Source organism: Dokdonella sp., assembly GCF_017744955.1.
In the GTDB taxonomy this organism is placed as follows: domain Bacteria; phylum Pseudomonadota; class Gammaproteobacteria; order Xanthomonadales; family Rhodanobacteraceae; genus Dokdonella_A.
The window spans coordinates 63252-84124 of the sequence record NZ_JAGIAG010000009.1; the positions used below are offsets into that span (position 1 = coordinate 63252).

Genomic DNA, 20873 nt, shown 5'->3' on the forward strand with positions numbered 1-20873 from the left:
CGTTACTTGTAACAGCCGATGAGCCGAATGCCCGCCCGCCCCCCGTCCGCCTCCGCGCGCAGTCAGCGCGCCTTCCGCGAGCGCATGCGCGAGAAGGGCCTGGTCGCGCGCCAGGTCTTCATCCGGCCACAACACCGCGAGATTCTGGCCACCGTCGAACTCGCCCTGCGCGAAGCCGTGCTTCCCGACCGTTACCGCCACCTGGAGGCGTATTCCGCCATGACCCAAGCCTGGACCACCCCTGCGCTGCACGAGGCGCTCGCCGAGCACGTGCTGCGCGAACGACTCCCGTTCCGACTCACGCTCGAACACGGCGCCGACCCGACCATCGCGATCTCGCTGCCGGAGCACGGCGACCTGATGATCCACCTGGCCGCCTCGGGCGAGCAGCTGTTCGTCTCCACGCCGCTGTGCCTCGGCTCGCAGGTCGCCGACCGCGCCGCGTTCAACGACGCCTGCCTGCGCCTGAATCCGATCAACCCGCTGTCGAACATCGGCCTGCAGGCGCTCGACGGCGAGGACGTCTACGTCGTGTTCGGCGAGCTGTCGACGCGTTCGCCGCTGGCCAACATCGTCGAGGAAATCGAGGTGCTGGCGCAGAACACCCTGGAGGCCGCCGAGGCCCTGCGCGGGTATTTGAACGGAGGCGCGCGATGAGCATTCTCGAAAAAATCCTGACCCTGTTCCGCGGCGCCGCCACCGAAGCCGGCCAGGCGGTGATCGACCGCAACGCCACGCGCATCCTCGACCAGGAGATCCGCGACGCCCAGGGCGACAGCCTGCGCGCGAAGGAGGACCTGACCAAGCTGATGGCGCAGCAGAAGCTCGCCTCCGACAAGCTCGACGCCAAGCGTGCGAAGAAGGCCGAATACGAGAGCCACATCGGCCGCCTGCTCGGCCAGGGCGACCAGACGCTCGCGCGCGACGTCGCCGCCAAGGTGGCGCAGCTCGAAGGCGAGATCGCCGCCGAGGAGAAGGCGCTGACCGCCACCAAGGCCGCGGTCGACAAGCTGCACGGCTCGATCAAGACCGCCGACCGCCGCATCGAGAGCCTGCAGCAGCAGGTCGACCAGGTGAAGGCGAACGAGAGCGTGCTGCGCGCGCAGTCGGCGATCTCGGCGCGCCACAGCGGCCAGAACGCGAAGCTGCGCACCGCGCTCGATTCGCTCGAGCGTGTGAAGACGCAGCAGGCCGAACGCACCGCGCAGATCGAGGCCGCCGACGCGCTCGCGCTGTCCGAAGGCGACGGCGATCTCGAAGCGCGCCTCGCGGCGGCGGGTGTCGCGCCGGGCCAGGTCAGCGCCGACGCGGTGCTGGCGCGCTACCAGAAGACCGAGGTCGTGCAGCATCCGCGCGAGCAGCTCGGCGCGCCGCAGGACGAGGGTTCGCCGCTGCCGGCGGTGCACGAGCGCGCGAAGGTCTGACATTCGCACAACGCCGCCCCGGCTTCGGTCGGGCGGCGACGGAAGAGACGATGAGCAACTGGTTCGACCGCATCTCCGCATCGAAGGACGCAGACTCAACCGGCGCGTTCCCGCTCGGCGCGCGCCTCAAAGGCGCCGTCACGATCGACGCGCTGCCGTTCCGCCTCGCCGGCGAGGCGTTCGGCTTCGAGTGCCCGGCGAGCCCGCAGATCATCGAGGCGATCGGCGTAATCGATCTCGGCGAGGGCGCACAGCTGCACCGGCTGTACCTGAGCGACGACGCGTTCCTGCAGATCGCCACCAGCGGCGCGCCGGGCGGCGAACGCAGCGTCGGCGACGTCGCGCTGTTCGTCTACGTCGACTCGGTGCATCCGGCCAACCAGGCCGCGTTCCGCCAATGGGTGCAGCAGGGCTCGCTGCTCGGCGCGTCGACCTACACCGTCGCCCATCGCGAATACCGCCGCGTCTGGGGCGAGGGACCGGACCAGCGCTGGGCGCCGCCGATCGTCTTCGACGAGAACGTGCACAAGACCTCGGCCACGGCGAAGGACTACGACCTCACCGTGTACTCGATGCTGTACGAACGCGAACCCGACGGCGCCGACCGCAACGAACTGCTGCTGGTCGCGGCCGAGGATTCCGGCCCGAACCAGTACGTCGTCAGCCTCGCGCTCGGCGTGCCGCTGACGACCGCCGAATTCGACATCACCTGACCGGGAAAACCCCATGTCCATCGACCTCGCTCCCTCCCTCGCGACGCTGCCGAACTTCCTCGCCTATTTCGCCCTGGCGATCGTGCTGGCGGTGTCGTTCCTGGTCGTCTACGTCTGGATCACGCCGCATCGGGAACTGGCACTGATCCGCGCCGACAAGCCGGCCGCGGCGATCTCCTTCGGCGGCGCCTTCCTCGGCTTCGTGATCCCGCTCGCCTCGGCGATCTCGCAGTCGGTCGGGCTGATCGACTGCGCCGTGTGGGGCCTGGTCGCGCTGGTGGTGCAGGCGCTGACCTTCTTCGCCGTGCGCCTGCTGCTGCCCGACCTGCCGGCGCGCATCGAACGCGACGAGCGCGCCGCCGCGATCCTGGTCGCCGCGCTGTCGATCGGCGTCGGCGTGCTCAACGCCGCGTGCATGACGTACTGATCAACCGGAGAACCTCGCGATGAAACGTTCCCGCCAACTCGCCCTGCTCGCGGTCGCGCAGACGCCGTGGGCGCTGGTCGGCTGCGGCGGCGTGCAGGACGCGCAGCCGCAGGCGCTGACCAAGCAGGGCTTCTACACCAGCGTCGAAGCCTGCGAACGCGACGGCAACAGCGCCGAGCTGTGCCGGCGCGCCTCGCAGGCCGCCGACACGGCCAGCGCCAACGACGCGCCGCGCTACAAGAGCAAGGCCGACTGCATCGCCGAGTACGGCGAGCTGTGCACCGAGAAGCGCGAAGCCGGCGGCGGTTTCTGGATGCCGCTGATGACCGGCTTCATGCTGTCGCAGATGCTGTCGCCGGGCCGCGCGCCCGCCTATCTCGACGCCAACCCGATCTACCGCTCGCGCACCGGCCAGTACACCGAGGCGTATCGCGATCGCCGCGACGGCGGCGCCGTCGGCAGCGGCACACGCATGCGCCCGGTCGACATCGCGCCGAACCGCGCCGTCACGATGTCGCGCTCCGGCTTCGGCTCGGCCGCCGCGGCGCGCAGCGGCTGGGGCGGCAGTTCGCGCGGCGGCTGATCTCCACCCATGAAACGCATCACGATCGCCGAACGCGACGACTGGCGGCAGACGGCCGAGGGACTCGGCTTCCGCTTCCACACCATCGACGGCGCGCCGTACTGGGACGAGCGCGCCTACTACGCGTTCACGCTCGAGGAGATCGAGCGCGACATCGAAGCGCCGACTACCGAGCTGCACGAGATGGCGATGGATCTGGTCGCCGAGGTCGTGCGCGAGGAGTCGCTGCTGCGCCGGCTGGCGATCCCGCCGGCGTACTGGGACTGGATCGCGCAGTCCTGGCGCGAGGCGTCGCCGCACCTCTACGGCCGCATGGACTTCGCCTACGACGGCAGCGGCCCGGCCAAGCTGTACGAGCTGAACTACGACACGCCGACCTCGCTCTACGAAGCCGCCTTCTTCCAGTGGCTATGGCTGGAGCAGCAGATCGAGCGCGGTGCGCTGCCGAAAGGCACCGACCAGTACAACCTGATCCAGGAGACCTTGATCGAAGCCTTCGCGACGATCGCCAAGCGCCTGCCCAAGCCCTTGTACTTCTCGGCCGTGCGCGACTCGCTCGAGGACCAGGGCACGATCGCCTACCTCGCCGACTGCGCCGAGCAGGCGGGCCTGGCCACGCGGCGCATCGCGATCGAGGACATCGGCCTCAGCAAGGACGGCTGGTACACCGACACGGACGACCAGGTCATCCGCGCGCTGTTCAAGTTGTATCCGCTCGAATTCCTGTTCGAGGAGGAATTCGGTCCCGCATTGCCGACGTCGCGCTGCACGCTGATCGAGCCGCCGTGGAAGGCGGTGCTCAGCAACAAAGGCATCCTGCCGCTGCTGTGGGAGCGCCATCCCGATCACCCGAACCTGCTGCCGGCGTTCTTCGACGCCGAGCCGCGCGGCGCTCTGCCGCCCGGCTGGGTGCGCAAGCCGCTGTTCTCGCGCGAAGGCGCCAACATCGAACTGCACGCCGCGGACGGCGCGACGCTGCGCTCGGACGGCCCCTACGACGACGCGCCGCTCATCCGCCAGGCCTTCCACGCGCTGCCGAAGTTCGATGGCGGCTATCCGCTGATCGGCAGCTGGGTGGTCGCCGACCGCGCCTGTGGCCTGGGCGTGCGCGAGGACGCTTCGCTGATCACGCAGGACACCTCGCGCTTCGTGCCGCACGTGATCGTTTGAACGACAGAGTGTCGGATGACAGCGCATCGACGCGGCCGTATCGTTGCCGCGCCATCTCAGCGAGAGCCGGCCATGGTTTCCACCGACCCGCGCATCGACGCCTACATCGCCAAGGCGCAGCCATTCGCCCAGCCGATCCTCGCGCACCTGCGCGCGCTGGTGCGCCAGGCCTGCCCCGCGGTCGAGGAGACGATCAAATGGGGCTCGCCGTTCTTCCTCTACCGCGGAATGTTCTGCCACATGGCCGCGTTCAAGCAGCACTGCGCGTTCGGCTTCTGGAAGTGGAAGCAGGTCGTCGGCGAGGACAGCGCGGAACAGGCGATGGGCCAGTTCGGTCGCATCGAGAAGCGGTCGGACCTGCCGCCGAAGAAAGTCCTCCTCGGCTACCTCAAGAAGGCGATGGCGCTGAACGAGGCCGCGGTGCCGGCGGCGACGCGTGGCAGGAGCGTGCCGGCGAAGCCGCCGGCCGAGGTGCCGGACGATCTCGCCGCCGCGCTGAAGAAGAACGCCAAGGCGCGCAGGACGTTCGAGGCCTTCAGCTCCAGCCATCGACGCGAGTACGTCGAATGGATCGTCGAGGCGAAGCGCGCCGGGACGCGTGCGACGCGGCTCGCGACGACGCTGGAATGGCTGGCCGAAGGCAAGCCGCGGCACTGGAAATACCGCCGCTGAGCGCCCGGTGCCGCACGGCCGCAGCCATTTGTGGTTCAGGCGGTACCCACGAAGGTGGCAATCCGTCACGATTCGATCCTGGGGATGAAATACCGATGCGTCACCTCTTGTTGCCGGCCGTGTTCACCGCCTTCGCCGCTCCGGCGGGCGCCGACGAACTGATCGAGATCCAGGGCCGCAAGGTGCGCCTCGACGCGCAGACGCAGCTGATCGTCGACGACGAAATTCTGCCGCCCGGTTCCGCACCGCCGGCCAAACGCGGCCTGCGCGCGGTGGCGACCTTTCCCGGCGCGCAGCGCGGCGGCGCTCCGGCGGCGGCGACGGTGGTGTTCTCCTACGCCGTGCGCGGCGCGGTCACCTCCGTCGAGCCGCTGCGCGTGCTCGGCCAGGAAGTCACGGTGACCGCCGACACCGGCGCGACCGGCCTGCCCGGCGGCTCGATCGGCAACGTCGAGCTCGGCGACCACCTCGACGTCAGCGGCTACGTCGACACCAATTCCAGCCTGCTCGCCTCCTTCATCGAATACCTGCCCTCGCCGACGCCGCGCTGGCTGCTGTCGGGCTACGTCACCGCGATCGCCGGCGACGAGGCGCAGCTCGGTCCGCAGCGCGTCAGCCTCGCCGGCGTCGCGCCGGTCGACTGCGGCGACGCGCTCACGGTCGGTCGCTTCGTCGAGATCCGCGCGACGGCGATCGACGGTTTCCAGGCCGATTCTCTGCTCGACACCGTCACGCGCCTGACCTGCGTCGAGCCGGTGCCGCTCGGCACGCCGGGCGCGCTCGGCGCGTTGACCGGCCTGGTCGGCGAAATCCTCTCGCCGACCGCGTTCCGCTTCGGACCGTACACCGTCACGTACGACGCGAAGACCGAGTTCCGCTTCGGCAGCGCCGAAGATCTCGTCACCGGCGCGTCGATGGAAGTCGACGGCGTCTTCGGCGAGAACCTCGCGCTCGCCGCACAAGGTATCCAGTTCGACGCGCCGACGATCCGCCTCGAAGGTCCGGCCACGCCCGCCGACGTGCAGCCCGGCGCCGACGGGCGCGTGACGCTGCTCGGCAACGAGGTGCGACGCAGCGCGCAGCTGCGCGACCGCGACGGCGTCTACCTCAACGGCATCACGCAGGCACGCCAGATCGAGCTGCGCGGCTATCTCGACCGCCTCGGCAACCGCTGGGCCACGCGCGCGCGCCTGCGCGGCGCGCCGGACCCGGCGGACGCGCGCGCCGGCGGCCCGGTCACCGGCGTGGCGCGGCCGCAACTGTCCGTGCTCGGCCTGACCCTCGACAGCACCGGCGCGACGTTCGAGGACCCGGCCGGTGATCCGATCGACGCCGACGCGTTCTTCGCCGGCGCGCTGCCCGGCGCCCTGGTCGAGCAGACCGGTACGTGGAACGGCACCGATACCCTGCTCGGCGGCGTGCTCGCCTTGATCGCGCCGCTCGATCCGCCGCCGCCGGATCCCGGCGCGCGCGCGCTGATCGTCGGCACCTACGGCGGCAGCGACCGGCTGTTCGCCGACGGCTTCGATTGAGGCCGCCGCTTCCCCTCCCCTGTCGCAGAGGACACCTCGAACGATGGCCGAACACGTCCCCGCACGCAGAGTCGATGGCGAACCGGGCGGCCCGGGCGAACGCCTGACCCGCGCGATTCTCGATCTCGTCGGCCGCATTCCGGCGACCGACGAACACAAGGCCAAGGGCCCGCACGATCGCGCGCGGGCGATCGCCGCGGCGGCGGCCAACAGAGCCGCGCTCGCCGCCGGCACGCTGGCGCTGCCACCCGGCCCGCTCGGCTGGCTGACGATCCTGCCGGAGCTCGCCGCGATCTGGCAGATCCAGCGCCAGATGGTCGCCGACATCGCCGGCGCCTACGGCGTCAGCGCCGACCTCACTCGTTCGCACATGCTCTACTGCCTGTTCCGCCACGCCGCGGCGCAGGCCGTGCGCGACGTCGGCGTGCAGGTCGGCGCACGCCTGCTGATCCAGGACGTTCCGCTGCGCGCGATCGAGAAGATCGCGGCGAAGATCGGCCTCGGCGTTTCCAAGCGCCTCGCCGGCCGCGGCATCGCGCGCTGGCTGCCGGTGGTCGGCGCGCTCGGCGTCGGCGCCTACGCGTACTACGACACCGCGCAGGTCGCGCGCACCGCGATCGCGCTGTTCTCCGGCGACGACGCGCCGGCCAAGAAATCACGCCGCCCGCGGCTGCGCGGCTGAGCCGGCGCGAACTCCTTCAGCGCGGCGCGCGCCGCAACCGGATGCATCCCGCCTTCGCGGGGATGACGGCGATCGCGCTTTCGAGATTTCCTTCAGTCGGCGTACGCCTGCACCGGCTCGCGCCGCAGCGCGACCTGCGCCAGCGCGAAGGCGATCGCTGCGCAGATCGCGATCCCGGCGACCATCGGCAGCGCGGTGCCGTCGAGGAAGCGGCTGACGATCGCCATCACCGCCGCGCCGGTGACGAACTGCAAGGTGCCGATCAGCGCCGAGGCGGTGCCGGCGATGGCGCCGTGTTCCTCCAGCGCGAGCACGGTGACGTTCGGAATCACCAGGCCGAGGAACGCGTAGCCGACGAACAGCAGCACGGCGAGCACGGCGAGGCTGTCGACGCCGAGCGCGAATACCGCCAGCAGACTCGTCATCGCGCAGGCGTAGCCGCACACCGCGCCGCGGGCGAGCTTGCGCAGGCCGAAGCGTCGCGCGAGCAGGCCGTTGAACTGCGCCGCGCCGATGAAGGCGACGGCGTTGATCGAGAAGAACAGGCTGTACTGCGTCGGGGTCAGGCCGTAGTGCTCGATCAGCACGAACGAGGAACTGGCGAGATAGGCGAAGAAGCTCGATGTGCCGAACGCGCAGATGAAGCCGAGGCCGAGGAATGACGGATCGCCGAGCAGTTCGCGGTAGGCGGCGAGCGCGCCGCGCACGCTGCTGCCCGCGCGCAGATGCGCGTGGCGGGTCTCGCGCAGGAACAGCGTCAGCAGGACGATGCCGAGCACCGCGGCGACCAGCACGCTCCAGAAGATGCCGCGCCAGTCGGCCCAGGCGATCACCAGGCTGCCGGCCAGCGGCGCGAGGATCGGCGAGACGCTGAACACCAGCATCAGCAGCGACATCATCTGCGCCGCGTCCGGCCCGGTGTGCAGGTCGCGCACGACGGCGCGACCGATCACCATGCCGGCGCTGGCGCCCAGTCCCTGCACGACGCGGAACGCGATCAGCGTCTCGATGCTGCCGGCCAGCGCGCAGCCGACGCTGCCGAGCGCGAACAGACCCAGTCCGACGTAGAGCAGCGGCTTGCGGCCGACGATGTCCGACAGCGGACCGTAGATCAGCTGCGCCAGGCCCATCGCGACGAAGAACATCATCAGGCTCGCCTGCGCCGCGCCGGTGCTGGCGTGCAGCCCGGCGCGGATCGACGGCAGCGCCGGCAGATACATGTCGATCGCGAAGGGACCGATCGCGGTGAGCAGGCCGAGCACGGCCGCCGTCTTGAAGAAATCGCTGCGCATGGACGTCCTCGCGCGCGCCGGCGCGCGTGGCGGTGGCTGCGGGCGGCAATGGAGTCGCCGCACGGGGAAGCGCGCGGCACGAAGGAGTGTTCATGGGACCGCTCGGCGCGATCTCAACCCCGGCGCGGACGCGCCGGCGCTCGCGCGCGAGCGCCGGACGTTGTCTCAGCTGCCGGTCGGATCGAACCCGTCGGCGAAGATCGTGTCGTCGAGCGCGTCGATGTCGGAGGCCTGGTTGTCGGCGGGATTCGGATCGCTGGTTCCGCTCGGCGCGGCCACCGATGCGTCGCTGTCGATCGGCGCGTTCGCCGCCGCGACGACGGTGGCGGTAATCGCGTAGGTCACGCTGCCGTTCGCCGGCAGATCGGCGCTGTCGGCGACGTCGCCGCTGCCACTGCCGCTGCCTCCGCAGCTCGCACCGCCGGCCGGAGTGCAGATCCAGGTGATGCCGGTCAGCTGCGTCGACAGCGTCGTCGCCACGACCGCGCCGAACACGGCATCGGGCCCCTGGTTGGTCACCGTCAGCACGTAGTGCAGCGTGTCGCCGGGGCGCGCCGAGGTGACGCCGTCGTCGAACACGACGCCGAGGTCGGCGACCGCCTCGCGCACGGTGACCAGCATGCTCTGCACGTCGCTCGCGCCGGCGCCGTCGCTGACGCGCACGGCGACGCGATAGCTGCCGGGCGCCCCGTACACGCGCGACGCGGTCGCGCCGCTGGCATCGCCGAAGTTGCCGTCGCCGTCGAGATCCCAGTCGTAGCCGAGCGTGTCGCCGCTGTTCGGATCGACGCTGTTGGCGGCGCTGAAACCAATCGTGCGCGGCACGCCGTCGGCGCTCGAGGTAGCGTCGAGCGCGATCGCGGCCGACGGCGCCTGGTTGGTGCAGCCGCCGCCGCAGTACCACAGGCGCGAGACCTTTCCGGTATTGATGTTCGGATAGAAGAGATCACCGCCGGGCCCGGAAATCAGCTGCACCGCGGTCGCCAGGCTGCCGCCGAAGAACGCGCTGGCCGAGCTGTCCGGAGGCGCGTCGGGCACACCGTCGCCGTTGGCGTCGACGAACGGGATGTTGAAGATGATCTGGCGGCTGTTGTCGGCCGCGAACAGCGAGTTGTGGTACTGCGCCGGGTAACTGCTGCCTTCGTAGAACGCCAGGCCCGTCGTGTCGGAACTGCCGACGTGCTGGTAGGTGTACCAGGGCTGCGTCTGCGGCGTGCGCCCGCCCGTGTCGCCGCCCGAATACAGCGCGGTGCAGATCGGGCCGATGAAGTTGCCGTGATGGCCGCGCCCTTCGTAGCAAGGCCAGCCGAAGTTGAGCAGCGTCGCGCTGCCGTCGGTCGGAACGGCCGGAATGCGGTTGATCTCTTCCCAGGCGGTGTCGCCGACGTCGCCGACCCAGATCTCGCCGGTGTTCGGCCGCACGGTGAAGCGGAACGGGTTGCGCAGGCCGTAGGCGACGATCCGCTTGGCGTTCTCCGACAACCCGGCCGTGGCCAGCGGGTTGCCCGGTGCATGGCTGCCGTCGGCCGGATTGATGCGGATGATCGAACCGTTGAGCCAGACCTGCTGGCCGACGTACTGCGACTCCACTTCCAGGCCCTGCGAGCGCAGCGAGCCGCCGTGGTTGGTGGCCTGGCTGTTCGGGTTGGCCGCGTTCAACGGCGAGCGCTGGTCCGGCCAGGTCGCATTGCCGGTCTGGCCGTAGTCGCCCCAGTTGAAGCTGGCGCCGTCGCCGCCGCCGGCATACAGGTAGCCGTCCGGACCGAACAGGATCGTGCCGATCGAATGGCTGGGATACTGCTGGTACCAGTCCTCGATCAGCACCTGCTCGTCGGCGGCGGTGTTGCCGGTGACGGTCAGGCGCGAGATGCGCCCGCTGATCACGCAGCCGCCGCCGCTCGAGGTCGAGCCCGGCGGGCTCGGGCAATCCGTCGACGGCCAGCGCGGCGCCCACGGCGTCGGGTCGCTGGCCGGAAACAGGCCGCCGTTGTAGGCGTACTGGACGTACACGTAGGGCTGTTCGGGAAAGCGCGGATCGAGCGCGAAGCCGAGCAGGCCGCGATCCCAGAAATCGTGCACCTGGCTGCTGAGGTCGACCAGCAACTGCGGTGCCGGATCGAGGAGGTTCTGGTAGACGTAGATCGTGCCGCCTTTCTCGGTCACGAAAACGCGTCCGTCGTGCGCGAAGTAGACGCCGGTCGGCGCGTTGCGGTTGCTGAGGCGGTTGTCGAGATTGAAGCCCGCCGGCAAAGACTGGGCCGAAGCCATGCCGATCGAAAGACACAGACCCAGCGCCATCGCGGCCTTGCGCAACGAAGCGTCCATCGCGAGCTCCCTGTTCGTGGGCTGCCGATTATGCACCTCGCCCCCGGGGTTTTGTGAACCAAATCACGTTTTGCACGCTCCAGAAAGGATTGCCGCTGCCGGCCTGGGCGCCGGCGCGAACGGCGGCGCCACCAGGCTTTCCATCACGTCGGGTAAAGTAGCCGTATGTATCTGGAGTATTTCGGCCTGCGCGAGCCGCCGTTTTCGATCACGCCGGACCCGCGCTACGTCTTCCTGTCCGAACGGCACCGGGACGCCTTGGCGCACCTGTTGTACGGCATCGGCAAGGGCGGCAGCGGCGGTTTCGTGCAGCTGACCGGCGAGGTCGGCACCGGCAAGACCACGCTGTGCCGCCTGCTGCTGGAGCAGCTGCCGGAGAACACCCGCGTCGCGCTGGTGCTCAATCCCAAACTGTCGCCGGTCGAGCTGGTGGAGACCGTCTGCGAGGAGCTGAAGCTGCCGATCGAGGGCAAGCGCGGCAGCCTCAAGGCGCTGACCGACACGCTCAACGCGTTCCTGCTCGACGCCTACGCGCAGGGCCTGCGCGTGGTGCTGATCGTCGACGAGGCGCAGAACCTGTCGATCGAATCGCTGGAGCAGGTGCGCCTGCTGACCAACCTCGAGACGCCGACGCAGAAGCTGCTGCAGATCATCCTGCTCGGCCAGCCGGAGCTGCGCGAACTGCTCGACCGGCCGGAATTGCGCCAGCTCGCCCAGCGCATCACGGCTCGCTACCACCTGACGCCGCTCGACGCAGCCGAGACCGAAGCCTACGTGCGCCATCGCATGGCGGTCGCCGGCTGCAAGCGCATGCCGTTCTCGCGGCTCGGCCTGAAGGCGCTGTACCAGCGCTCCGGCGGCGTTCCGCGCCTGGTCAACATCGTCGCCGACCGCGCCCTGATGGCGGCCTACGCGCGCGAGCAGGACAGCATCGGCGAGCGCCTGGTCGACCGCGCCGCCGACGAGACCCTGCCCGGCCACGCGCGCTACTGGATGCGCCGCTACGGCGTCTGGGCCGCGGCCGCGCTGCTGCTGTTCAGCGTGGGCTCCGGCACGGTCTGGCTGCAGCGCTATCGGCAGACCGCCCCGGCGCAGGCCGCGCCGACGCCCGCGCCAGTTGCCCCGGCGCCGGTCGACGGCGAGGCCGACCGGCTCGCCGCGCATCTGAAAAATCCGCCGGAGACCGAGCTGACCGCGTTCACCCAGCTGCTCGCGCGCTGGCAGGTCGATTCCAACGAGGTTTCCGTGCGCGAGGCGAGCCGCTGTCCGGCCCTGGCCGCACCGGGCCTCGCCTGCCTGCGCGGGCACGCGACGCTGGAGCAGGTCGCGCGTTTCGATCGCCCGCTGATCCTGAAGCTCGATCCGGACCCGCAGCAGCAGGACGACCGCCCCGCCTACGCCCTGTTGCAGGGCGTCGGACGCGAGCGCGTGCGCATGGACTTGGCCGGCGACCGCTATGAACTTGCGCGTTCGTCGCTGTCGAAGTTCTGGAACGGCGACTTCGTCGCGCTGTGGCGCCTGCCGGCCGAGCTGCCGGCGACGCTGAAGCGCGGCGACAGCGGCGAGGCGGTCGCCTGGGTGGTCGATCGCGTCGCTACCTTCGACGACGGCGCCACCGCCAAGTCGCGCAACGTCGCGTTCGACACCGAACTGGAAGAACGCATCCGCAAACTGCAGCAGGCCTACGGCATCAAGGCCGATGGCATCATCGGCCCGGAAACGCTGTTCGCGCTGTCGGCGCTCGACGACGCCGGGCCGCATCTGGCGCGCACGGTCGAGTAAGCGGTTCGACACACCCAAGGAGCGGCCGGCGCGGCCGCTCCGGCACTTAGAATGTGCCGCCGCATCGAGCACCGGTGCCGATGCGAAAGAAACGTGGCGCGGCGTGGCCGCGACCGTTTTCCGCGGACCGCGGCAGGAAGCTCGAGGTCCGGCGAATGAACCAGGAATTGCAATGTCGTTGATCCTCGAAGCCCTGAAGAAATCCGAACAGCAGCGCCGCCTCGGCGAGGCGCCGACGCTGGGCTCGCCAGTGCTCGTCGCGCGCAAGCGACGCAACCTGCTGCCCGTGTTCGCTGTGGCGATCCTCGCCGCCCTCGCGGCCGGCTGGTGGCTGAGCCGCACGCCGGCGACCGACGAGTCGAGCGCGCCGAAGCCGGAGACCGTCGCCAAGGCGCCCGCGCCGGCGGCGCAGGCCACGCACCCAGCCGCGCCCGCGGCGCAGCGCGCGGCGCCGCCGGCCGCCGCGACGCGGCAACCGCCGACGACGAACGCGACTACTGCGACGAACGCCCCGCCCGCGGCGAACCGCACCCCGGCGCCGTCGGCGCCCGCTCCCGCCGCAACCGCTCCGACGAAGCCGCCGGTCGCCGCGGCGACGGCGACGCAAACTCCGCCCGCCGCCGCACCGGCCACCCGGAATCCGGCGCCGCCCGCGCCGGCTCCGGCCTCATCGCCGGCCAAGCCGGCGACGAACCCGGTGGCGACGACCACTCCGTCCGCCGCGCACGATGCGGCGACGGCGAAATCCGTCGACGCCAAGCCCGCGACCCCGAATGCGGCCGCCGCCCCCGCGGCGAAGCCGGCACCAGCGCAACCGGCCCTGCCGTCGGTGTGGGATCTGCCGTACGCGACGCGCAAGGATCTGCCCGAACTCGCACTGACCATGCACGTGTTCGCCAGCGAGCCGAGCGAGCGCTTCGTCGTCATCAAGGGCGACCGCCACGTCGAAGGCGACGAACTCGGCGAGGGCCTGGTGCTGAAGGAAATCCGCGCCGACGGCATGGTGCTCGAGTTCAAGGGCCAGCGCTTCATCTATCCGCGCGACGGGCGCTGAGGCGGGCGGCGAGGTGTTCGTCCACCTGCCGAGCCGACGCAAGCCGCGACCGCCGTGGGCGACCCTGCTGATCGTCGCGGCCTGCGTCGTCGTCTTCGTCTGGCTCGCCTCGATGCCGGTGCCGCAGCGCCTGGCGGTGCTGGCGCGCTGGGGCACGGTGCCGTCGACCCTGCTCGATCCGAACGCGCCGTGGCTGCAGCAGCTGATCGAGCTGCGCGCGGCGCGGCTGGTCACCGCGATCTTCATCCACGCCGACTGGCTGCACCTGACCGGCAACATGCTGTTCCTGGTCGTGTTCGGCGTCTCCGCCGAACGCGCGCTCGGCTCGGCGCGGTTCCTCGCCATGTTCGTGCTCGGCGGCGCGCTGGCCAATCTGGTCGGCGCGTTCACCCTGGCCGGCACCAGCGCGCCGATCGTCGGATCCAGCGGCGCGGTCTCGGCGGTGGTCGGCGCCTACCTCGCCCTGTTCCCGCGCGCGCGCCTCGGTCTGGTGCTGCCGCTCGGCGTGTTCCTCGAATTCGTGCGCATCCCGGCGCCGCTGCTGATCGGCTTCTGGGCCATGCTGCAACTCCTGTTCACCTACGTCGGCCCGGCCTTCGGCGCGGTCGCCTGGTGGACGCACGTGTCCGGCTTCGCGATCGGCGTCGTGCTGGCGCTGCTGTCGAAGCCGGCGGTGGCACGGCGGCTCAGGAATTGAGGAGCCGCGATTGGTGATTCGGGATGGGCGATTGGCTGAAGAAAAGCCGGCGCGTTCGCCCATCACCGATTCGCCACTGCGGTAAGCTTTTTTCGAATCACCAGTCACGAATCACGAATCACCGCCCCCAATGCCCAAATCGACCCGACTCTACAAAGTCACGTTCCTCTCGCAGGGCAAGAGCATCGAGCTCTACGCGCGCCACGTGGCTTCGAGCGCGCTGTGGGGTTTCACGGAGATCGGCGATCTGGTGTTCGATCCGCCGGGCGAGGGCCTGGTCGTCGATCCGACCGAGGAACGCCTGCGCGAGGAGTTCAAGGACACCAGGATCCTGCACCTGCCGATCCAGACGATCCTGCGCGTCGAGGAAGTGGTCAAGCGCGGCACGCTCGCGATCCGCGACGCCACCAGCGGCGACAAGATCATGCCGTTTCCGATCGCGCCGCCGAAGACGAACCTGTAGTCGCGCGACCCGACCGGCACCGCCTCAGTCGTCGAAGCGCCTGCCGAAACGGTCGAAGCGCAGCTGCCAACGATCCTCGATGTCGGCCGAGACGAGGATGCGTTCGGCGCGGCCGATCAGGCGCTCGCGCGGAACCAGGCCGAAGTAGCGCGAATCCTCGCTGTCGTCGCGATTGTCGCCGAGCATCAGGTAGTGGTCCGGCGGAATCGTCAGCGGCGCGAAGCTCGAGCGCGAGCGCGCGCCCTGCAGCCATTGCACCGTGTGCGCATCCGCGCCGAACGTTTCGCGCGCGCGTTCCGCGCGCACCTGGCGACTGCCGCCCAGCGTTTCGACGACTTCGCCGAGCGGCGCGTAGTCGATCGCCGCGCCGTTGATGGTCAGGCGATTGCCGCGCATCGCGATCGTGTCGCCGGGCACCGCGGCGATGCGCTTGATCAGCCGCGTGCCGTCCGCGGGCGAGGAGAACGTGATGATGTCACCGCGCCGCGGCTCGCCGAGATGCGCAAGGATGCGATCGGTCAATGGCAGCTTGAGGTCGTAGGCGAGTCGATTGACGAAGACGACGTCGCCTTCGAGGATGGTCGGACGCATCGAGCCGCTCGGCACCGGATTCCAGTCGGCGACGGCCGTGCGCACGAAGCCGAACAGCAGCAGGATCGCGAAGAAGTGCCTGTTGTCGCGCAGCCAGTTCCGCATCGCACGCCTCCCCGGCCGACGATCGGCCCTCAGCCTTTGCTCTCGACCGGCGCCGCCGCCGGTTTGTTCCGCAGCGCCAGCGCCTTCAGCGCATTCAGCGCCTCGTTCAACGCATAGTCCTTCTCGACATCGCGATCGGCCGCGCTCGGCGTGACCACGCTGCCGTCGCCTTCGTCCGCGCCCTTGAGGTGATTGCGCAGATCGCGCTCGCCGATCGCCGGCGTCGGCGCGCTGTCGCGCTGGGTCAGGGCGAGATCGGCCAGCGCGATGTCGGGCTGGATGCCGGCGGCCTGGATCGAGATGCCGCTCGGCGTGTAGTAGCGCGCGGTGGTGAGCTTGACCGCGTGCTCGGCGTCGAGCGGCAGCACGGTCTGCACCGACCCCTTGCCGAAGGTGCGCCGCCCCATCAGCAGGGCGCGATGGTTGTCCTTCAGCGCGCCGGCGACGATCTCGGCCGCCGAGGCGGTGCCATTGTCGACCAGCACGACCAGCGGCGCGCCCTTGAGCAGGTCGCCCGGGGTGGCGCGGAAGCTGAGGTCGGAGTCCTTCAGGCGCCCCTTGGTGGTGACGATCACGCCGTCGTCGAGGAACGCGTCGCTGACCTCGACCGCCGAGGTCACCAGGCCGCCCGGGTTGCTGCGCAGATCGAGGATCGCACCGCGCAAGGGCGCCTTGTTGTCCGCCTGCATGCGCTCGATGCGCTTGCGCAGCTGGACGCCGGTGTCGGCCTGGAACTGGCTGATGCGCAGGTACGCATAGCCCGGCTCGAGCAGACGTGCGCGGACGCTGGCGACCTTGATCGCCTCGCGCCTGAGCTTGATGTCGACCGGCGTGCTCTGCTTCTCGTGCAGCACGTTCAGCGTGATCTCGGTGCCGGGCTTGCCGCGCAGGTGCGCGATGGCGCCGTCGAGATCGTCGGACTGCACCGGCTTGCCGTCGATCTGCACGATCGTGTCGCCGGCCTTGATGCCGGCGCGTTCGGCCGGCGAATCGTCGATCGGCGCGATCACGCGCAGCACGCCGTCGACCTGCACCACCTCGATACCGAGGCCGTCGTAGCTGCCGGTGGTGTCCTCGGTCAGGTTCTCGATCTGCTCCTTGCCGAGATACTCGCTGTGCGGATCGAGTCCGGACAGCAGACCGCGGATCGCCTGCTGCATCAGGCGATGATCGTCGACGTCCTCGACGTAGGCCTGCTTGACCAAGTTGTAGACCGCGGTGAACGCACGGATGTCCTGCAGATCGACCGACTTCTTCGAGGCGGACTTCTCCGCGTGCGGCGGCGGTGCCGGTTCGGCCGCCGGAGCGTCCTCGACGTCGGGCACGTCGCCGGCAGCGGCCGGCGGCGGCTCGGCGGCGAAGGCCGGTGCGCAGATCAGGGCGAACAGGAATGCGAGCGGAAGACGCGGAGACATCGAACACACCTCACGGGAATGCGGCCAGTGTAATGCCGGCGACCGGATCATGCCGCCGATATCGAGATGCCGTGCCGGCGGCCGCTTTGCAAGGGCGCTCAGCGCAGCCAGCTGCGCGGATCGACGGCCTGGCCCTTCGCGCGCAGCTCGAAGTACAGGCCCGGCGTCTTCTGGCCGCCGCTGGCGCCGCTGCTGGCGATCGCGGTGCCGGCGTCGACCCAGTCGCCGACGTCCTTGAGCAGGGTCTCGTTGCCGCCGTACAGGCTCATGTAGCCGTCGCCGTGGTCGACGATGATCATCAGGCCGTAGCCGCGCAGCCAGTCGGCGAAGGCGACGCGCCCGTGCGAGACCGCGTGCACGGCGGTGCCGCTCTTCGCGGCGATCAGCATGCCGCTGCTGCGCCGGCCGGAATCGTCCGCGGTGCCGAACGCGGTCACGACCTTGCCCTGCAACGGCCAGGCCAGTCGGCCGCGTGCGGCGGCGAACGGTTCGGCGCCTTCGAGCTGCTTGGGAATGTCGGCGAACACGTCGCGCAGTTTCTCCAGCAGGTCGGTCAGCGCGGCCTCGTCCTTGCCGAGCGCGGCGATGCGCGCGCCCTGATCCTTCAGCTTGGCGTCGATCTCGGCGACGAGCTTCACATGCCCCGCGCGCTCGGCTTCGAGCTTCTCGCCCTCGGCCGTGCGCGCGACGCGGCTGTGGTCGAGCTCGGCGGTGGTCGCCTCGATCGAGTCCTGCACCTCGGCCAGCTCGCGCAGATCGCCGCGCAGGCGGTCGATGTGGTCGACCTGGGCGCGCTGGAAGTAGCGGTGATAGGCGAGCACGCGCGAGATCGCGGCGACGTCGTCCTGCTGCAGCAGCAGCTTCAATTCCTCGTGGTTGCCGAGCGCGTAGGCCGAGCGCAGCAGCTCGGCGAGCGCTTCACGCTGCGACTTCAACGCGCTTTCGAGCCCGGCGCGCTGCGTGTCGAGCTGGTCGAGCTTGTCCTGCTGCGCGGCGATCTTGCCGTCCAGCGCGTGGACGTCCTTGGCCACCGCCGCCAGGCCCAGTTCCTTTTCGCGCAGCGCGCGCGCGGCCTCGCCGCGTTCGCCGGTGGTCGCCCGCTGCTGCTCGGTCAGCGCCTTGATCTCGGCGCGCACGGCGTCGAGTTTCTGCTTGGCCTCGCGCTCCTGTATGGCGCGCTCCTGCGCGGTGCGCTGCGCCTGGTCGAGTTCCTGCGCCGGCGCCGCGACGGGTGCGAGCAGCGCCAGCGCGAGCGCAAGGCGGCCAATCGAGGCGCCTCGAATCACGTTCGGATGTCCGCGATGCGCGCAAGCATCGGGCGCGCGACGGCGCGGACGAGCCCGAATGCATTTCGGATCCGCCGACGCGACAAATCGCCGAGGCGCTCTTCCGCTCGGATCCGCCGACGCGACAAATCGCCGAGGCGCTCTTCCGCTCGGATCCGCCGACGCGACAAATCGCCGAGGCGCTCTTCCGCCATCCGCATCAGCGGACGAACTCGACCAGACTGCGCCCGGTCATCTCGCTCGGCTGCGGCAGGCCCATCAAGGCGAGCACGGTCGGCGCCAGGTCGCGCAGCGCACCGTGATGCAGTCGCGCCGGGCGGCCAAGGTAGACCAGCGGCACCGGCCCGACCGTGTGCTGGGTGTGCGGCACGCCGTTCTCGTCGAGCATCTGTTCGAGATTGCCGTGATCGGCGCTGATCAGCATCTCGCCGCCGGCCGCGCGGATCGCGCCGGCCAGGCGACCGAGCGCGACGTCGACGGCTTCGACCGCCTTGATCGCGGCGGCTTCGATGCCAGTGTGGCCGACCATGTCGGGATTGGCGATGTTGCAGACGATGAAATCGAACCGGTTCGACTCGATCGCCGCGACCAGCTTGTCGGTGAGTTCCGGGCAGCTCATTTCCGGCTGCAGGTCGTAGGTCGCGACCTTCGGACTCGGCACCAGGATGCGTTCCTCGCCGGCGAACGGAGCTTCGCGGCCGCCGGAGAAGAAGAATGTCACGTGCGCGTACTTTTCGGTCTCGGCGATGCGCAGCTGCGCCAGGCCGAGCGAAGCGAGGTATTCGCCGAGCGTGTCGCGCATCGACTGCGGCGGATAGGCGATCGCCGTCGCGGCGAGGCCCTGCTCGTACTCGGTCAGCGTGACGAAGGCCGACAAGCGGATCGCGCGCTCGCGCGCGAAGCCGGTGAAATCCGCATCGACGAAGGCGTGCGACAGCTCGCGTGCGCGGTCGGCGCGGAAGTTCATGAACACGATCGCGTCGCCGTCGCCGATCCGGGCGCCGTCCGCGATCACGGTCGGCTTGACGAACTCGTCATTCTCGCCGCGCGCGTAGGCGTCCTGCAGCGCGAGCGCCGCGTCGCCGGCGCGGAATTCGGCGCGGGCCTCGGCGATCGCATCGTAGGCCAGCTTCACCCGATCCCAGCGTTGGTCGCGGTCCATCGCGTAGTAGCGCCCGCTGACCGTCGCGATCGTCGCGTTGCCGAGCACGGCGCATTTTTCCGCCAGCGCGCGCAGGCTTGGCGTCGCACTGCGCGGCGGCGTGTCGCGGCCGTCGAGGAAGGCGTGCACGGCGACCTTCGCGACGCCGCGCTTCGCCGCCAGATCGAGCAGGGCGTGGATGTGCTGTTCCTGGCTGTGCACGCCGCCGGGACTGAGCAGGCCGAGCACGTGCAGCGTGCCGCCGTTCGCCTTCGCCGCTTCGCAGGCGCCGACCAGCGCCGCGTTGTCGAAGAACGAGCCGTCGGCGATGGCGGCGTCGATGCGCGTCAGGTCCTGGTAGACGATGCGCCCCGAACCGATGTTCATGTGGCCGACTTCGGAGTTGCCCATCTGCCCGTCCGGCAGGCCGACGAACTCGCCGTGCGTGTCGACCAGCGTGTGCGGGCATTCGGCCAGCAGGCGCCGCCAGTTCGGGCAGTTCGCCTGCGCGATCGCGTTGTGCGCGGTCGCTTCGCGATGGCCCCAGCCATCGAGGATCAGCAGCAGGATCGGTTTGGGTCTGGTCACGCCCGGATTTCCGCTACGCCAAGGAAAGGAGCATCCTAGCCGAACCCCAATACCAGGCGCGATCGTCCACGATCGCGGCGGCCGGGAAAGCCCGTCGGATTCGCTTCGGGGATTGCGTCCGGACGGTCCATCCGCGGCCATTCGCGGCCGCGCTTCGGGGCACACTGCGCGCACCGGCCGAGGCATGCACGACGAGCCCTAAACCTTCGCGCAACCGGGCGCATCCAAACGCCCGCACACCCGACAACGGAGAATCCGCATGAAACGCCTGCCCATCGCCATCGCCCTGCTGGCCCTGACCTGCACCACCGGCGCGTTCGCGCAAGACGACGTCGACAAGGTCAACGGCGCCATCGACGTGAAGAACGGCGAGCGAGCCGGCAATCTGAGCACGGTCAACGGCGGCGTGCGCATCGCCGCTTCCGGCAGCGCCGCCAAGGTGACCACCGTCAACGGCGGCGTGCGGCTCGGCGAGCAGGCTCGCGCTGCCTCCGTGCAGACCGTCAACGGCGGCATCAACCTCGACGAGGGCGCGCAGGTGAAAGAGGGCGTCGAGACCGTCAACGGCGGCATCCGCCTCGGCAAGAGCGCCGACGTCGGTGGCCGCGCCGAGACCGTCAACGGCCGCATCGCGCTCGAAGCCGCGCACATCGGCGGCGGCATCCAGACGGTCGGCGGCGACATCGAGGTCGGTGCCGACTCGCGCGTCGAAGGCGGCATCCTGGTCAAGAAGCCGAGCGGCTGGTCCTGGGGTACGCAGCGCAAGCCGCGCATCGTGATCGGCCCGCACGCGACCGTGCAGGGCACGCTCGAATTCGAACGGGAAGTGGAATTGTTCGTCAGCGACAGCGCGACGATCGGCGCGGTGAAGGGCGCGACGGTGCAGAAGTTCTCCGGCAACCAGCCCTGATTTCCGGCATCCGGCTCGCCG

20 protein-coding genes are annotated in these 20873 nt (G+C 70.1%); 14 read left to right on the top strand and 6 right to left on the bottom strand.

Going from position 1 to position 20873, the window contains the following annotated elements:
- The first annotated feature begins 27 nt into the window (after positions 1–27).
- The 9 genes from J7520_RS16170 to J7520_RS16210 all read left to right on the top strand — a co-directional run bounded on the left by J7520_RS16170 (position 28) and on the right by J7520_RS16210 (position 7203).
- Entirely contained in the window at positions 28–657 is a 630-nt protein-coding gene (locus J7520_RS16170) for a YjfI family protein (protein ID WP_291190376.1), read from the top strand.
- Positions 654–1424 carry a PspA/IM30 family protein gene (locus J7520_RS16175; RefSeq protein WP_291190379.1) on the top strand — a complete coding sequence of 257 codons (771 nt, stop codon included), beginning with the start codon at positions 654–656 and terminating at the stop codon, positions 1422–1424. The genes J7520_RS16170 and J7520_RS16175 overlap by 4 nt, the downstream gene beginning before the upstream one ends.
- Before the next feature lie 50 nt (positions 1425–1474).
- A complete protein-coding gene (locus J7520_RS16180) occupies positions 1475–2137 on the top strand; it encodes a DUF2491 family protein (protein WP_291190381.1) in 663 nt (220 codons plus the stop codon).
- Between the two features lie 13 nt (positions 2138–2150).
- Complete coding sequence (locus J7520_RS16185; RefSeq protein WP_291190384.1) at positions 2151–2564, top strand: DUF350 domain-containing protein; 414 nt, start codon at positions 2151–2153, stop codon at positions 2562–2564.
- A 19-nt stretch (positions 2565–2583) separates the two neighbouring features.
- On the top strand, positions 2584–3147 hold the full coding sequence (locus tag J7520_RS16190) for a DUF1190 domain-containing protein (protein WP_291190387.1): 564 nt from the start codon (positions 2584–2586) through the stop codon (positions 3145–3147).
- A 9-nt stretch (positions 3148–3156) separates the two neighbouring features.
- A complete protein-coding gene (locus J7520_RS16195) occupies positions 3157–4317 on the top strand; it encodes a glutathionylspermidine synthase family protein (RefSeq protein WP_291190389.1) in 1161 nt (386 codons plus the stop codon).
- Between the two features lie 72 nt (positions 4318–4389).
- Entirely contained in the window at positions 4390–4989 is a 600-nt protein-coding gene (locus tag J7520_RS16200) for a YdeI/OmpD-associated family protein (protein ID WP_291190392.1), read from the top strand.
- A 95-nt stretch (positions 4990–5084) separates the two neighbouring features.
- On the top strand, positions 5085–6521 hold the full coding sequence (locus J7520_RS16205; protein WP_291190395.1) for a DUF5666 domain-containing protein: 1437 nt from the start codon (positions 5085–5087) through the stop codon (positions 6519–6521).
- A 43-nt stretch (positions 6522–6564) separates the two neighbouring features.
- Positions 6565–7203: a hypothetical protein gene (locus J7520_RS16210; protein WP_291190398.1), complete on the top strand. Its 639-nt coding sequence runs from the start codon at positions 6565–6567 to the stop codon at positions 7201–7203.
- A gap of 92 nt (positions 7204–7295) precedes the next feature.
- On the opposite strand, the gene J7520_RS16215 is transcribed toward J7520_RS16210, so the two are convergent.
- Complete coding sequence (locus tag J7520_RS16215; RefSeq protein ID WP_291190401.1) at positions 7296–8495, bottom strand: multidrug effflux MFS transporter; 1200 nt, start codon at positions 8493–8495, stop codon at positions 7296–7298.
- Positions 8496–8660: 165 nt separating this feature from the next.
- On the bottom strand, positions 8661–10820 hold the full coding sequence (locus J7520_RS16220; protein WP_291190404.1) for a PQQ-dependent sugar dehydrogenase: 2160 nt from the start codon (positions 10818–10820) through the stop codon (positions 8661–8663).
- 165 nt (positions 10821–10985) lie between these two features.
- Between J7520_RS16220 and J7520_RS16225 the strand changes: the two genes are divergently transcribed.
- The 4 genes from J7520_RS16225 to J7520_RS16240 all read left to right on the top strand — a co-directional run bounded on the left by J7520_RS16225 (position 10986) and on the right by J7520_RS16240 (position 14816).
- Positions 10986–12602 carry an AAA family ATPase gene (locus tag J7520_RS16225; RefSeq protein WP_291190407.1) on the top strand — a complete coding sequence of 539 codons (1617 nt, stop codon included), beginning with the start codon at positions 10986–10988 and terminating at the stop codon, positions 12600–12602.
- 172 nt (positions 12603–12774) lie between these two features.
- Positions 12775–13656, top strand: coding sequence for a general secretion pathway protein GspB (locus J7520_RS16230; RefSeq protein WP_291190409.1), 882 nt, complete (start codon positions 12775–12777; stop codon positions 13654–13656).
- 13 nt (positions 13657–13669) lie between these two features.
- A complete protein-coding gene (locus J7520_RS16235) occupies positions 13670–14353 on the top strand; it encodes a rhomboid family intramembrane serine protease (RefSeq protein ID WP_291190412.1) in 684 nt (227 codons plus the stop codon).
- A gap of 130 nt (positions 14354–14483) precedes the next feature.
- Complete coding sequence (locus tag J7520_RS16240; RefSeq protein ID WP_291190415.1) at positions 14484–14816, top strand: DUF1820 family protein; 333 nt, start codon at positions 14484–14486, stop codon at positions 14814–14816.
- 24 nt (positions 14817–14840) lie between these two features.
- Here J7520_RS16240 and lepB read toward each other — a convergent pair whose 3' ends face one another.
- The 4 genes from lepB to gpmI form a co-directional block, all read right to left on the bottom strand.
- Positions 14841–15512, bottom strand: coding sequence for a signal peptidase I (gene lepB, locus J7520_RS16245; RefSeq protein WP_291190418.1), 672 nt, complete (start codon positions 15510–15512; stop codon positions 14841–14843).
- Positions 15513–15541: 29 nt separating this feature from the next.
- Positions 15542–16927, bottom strand: coding sequence for a S41 family peptidase (locus tag J7520_RS16250; protein WP_291190420.1), 1386 nt, complete (start codon positions 16925–16927; stop codon positions 15542–15544).
- Between the two features lie 98 nt (positions 16928–17025).
- The gene (locus J7520_RS16255; protein ID WP_291190423.1) at positions 17026–18213 is read right to left on the bottom strand and encodes a peptidoglycan DD-metalloendopeptidase family protein; all 1188 of its coding nucleotides are present in this window, start codon (positions 18211–18213) and stop codon (positions 17026–17028) included.
- A 199-nt stretch (positions 18214–18412) separates the two neighbouring features.
- Entirely contained in the window at positions 18413–19942 is a 1530-nt protein-coding gene (gene gpmI, locus J7520_RS16260) for a 2,3-bisphosphoglycerate-independent phosphoglycerate mutase (protein WP_291190425.1), read from the bottom strand.
- A gap of 259 nt (positions 19943–20201) precedes the next feature.
- Here gpmI and J7520_RS16265 point away from each other — a divergent pair, with 259 nt between their 5' ends.
- Positions 20202–20852, top strand: a complete 651-nt coding sequence (locus J7520_RS16265; protein WP_291190428.1) for a hypothetical protein — start codon at positions 20202–20204, stop codon at positions 20850–20852.
- Positions 20853–20873 lie beyond the last annotated feature (21 nt).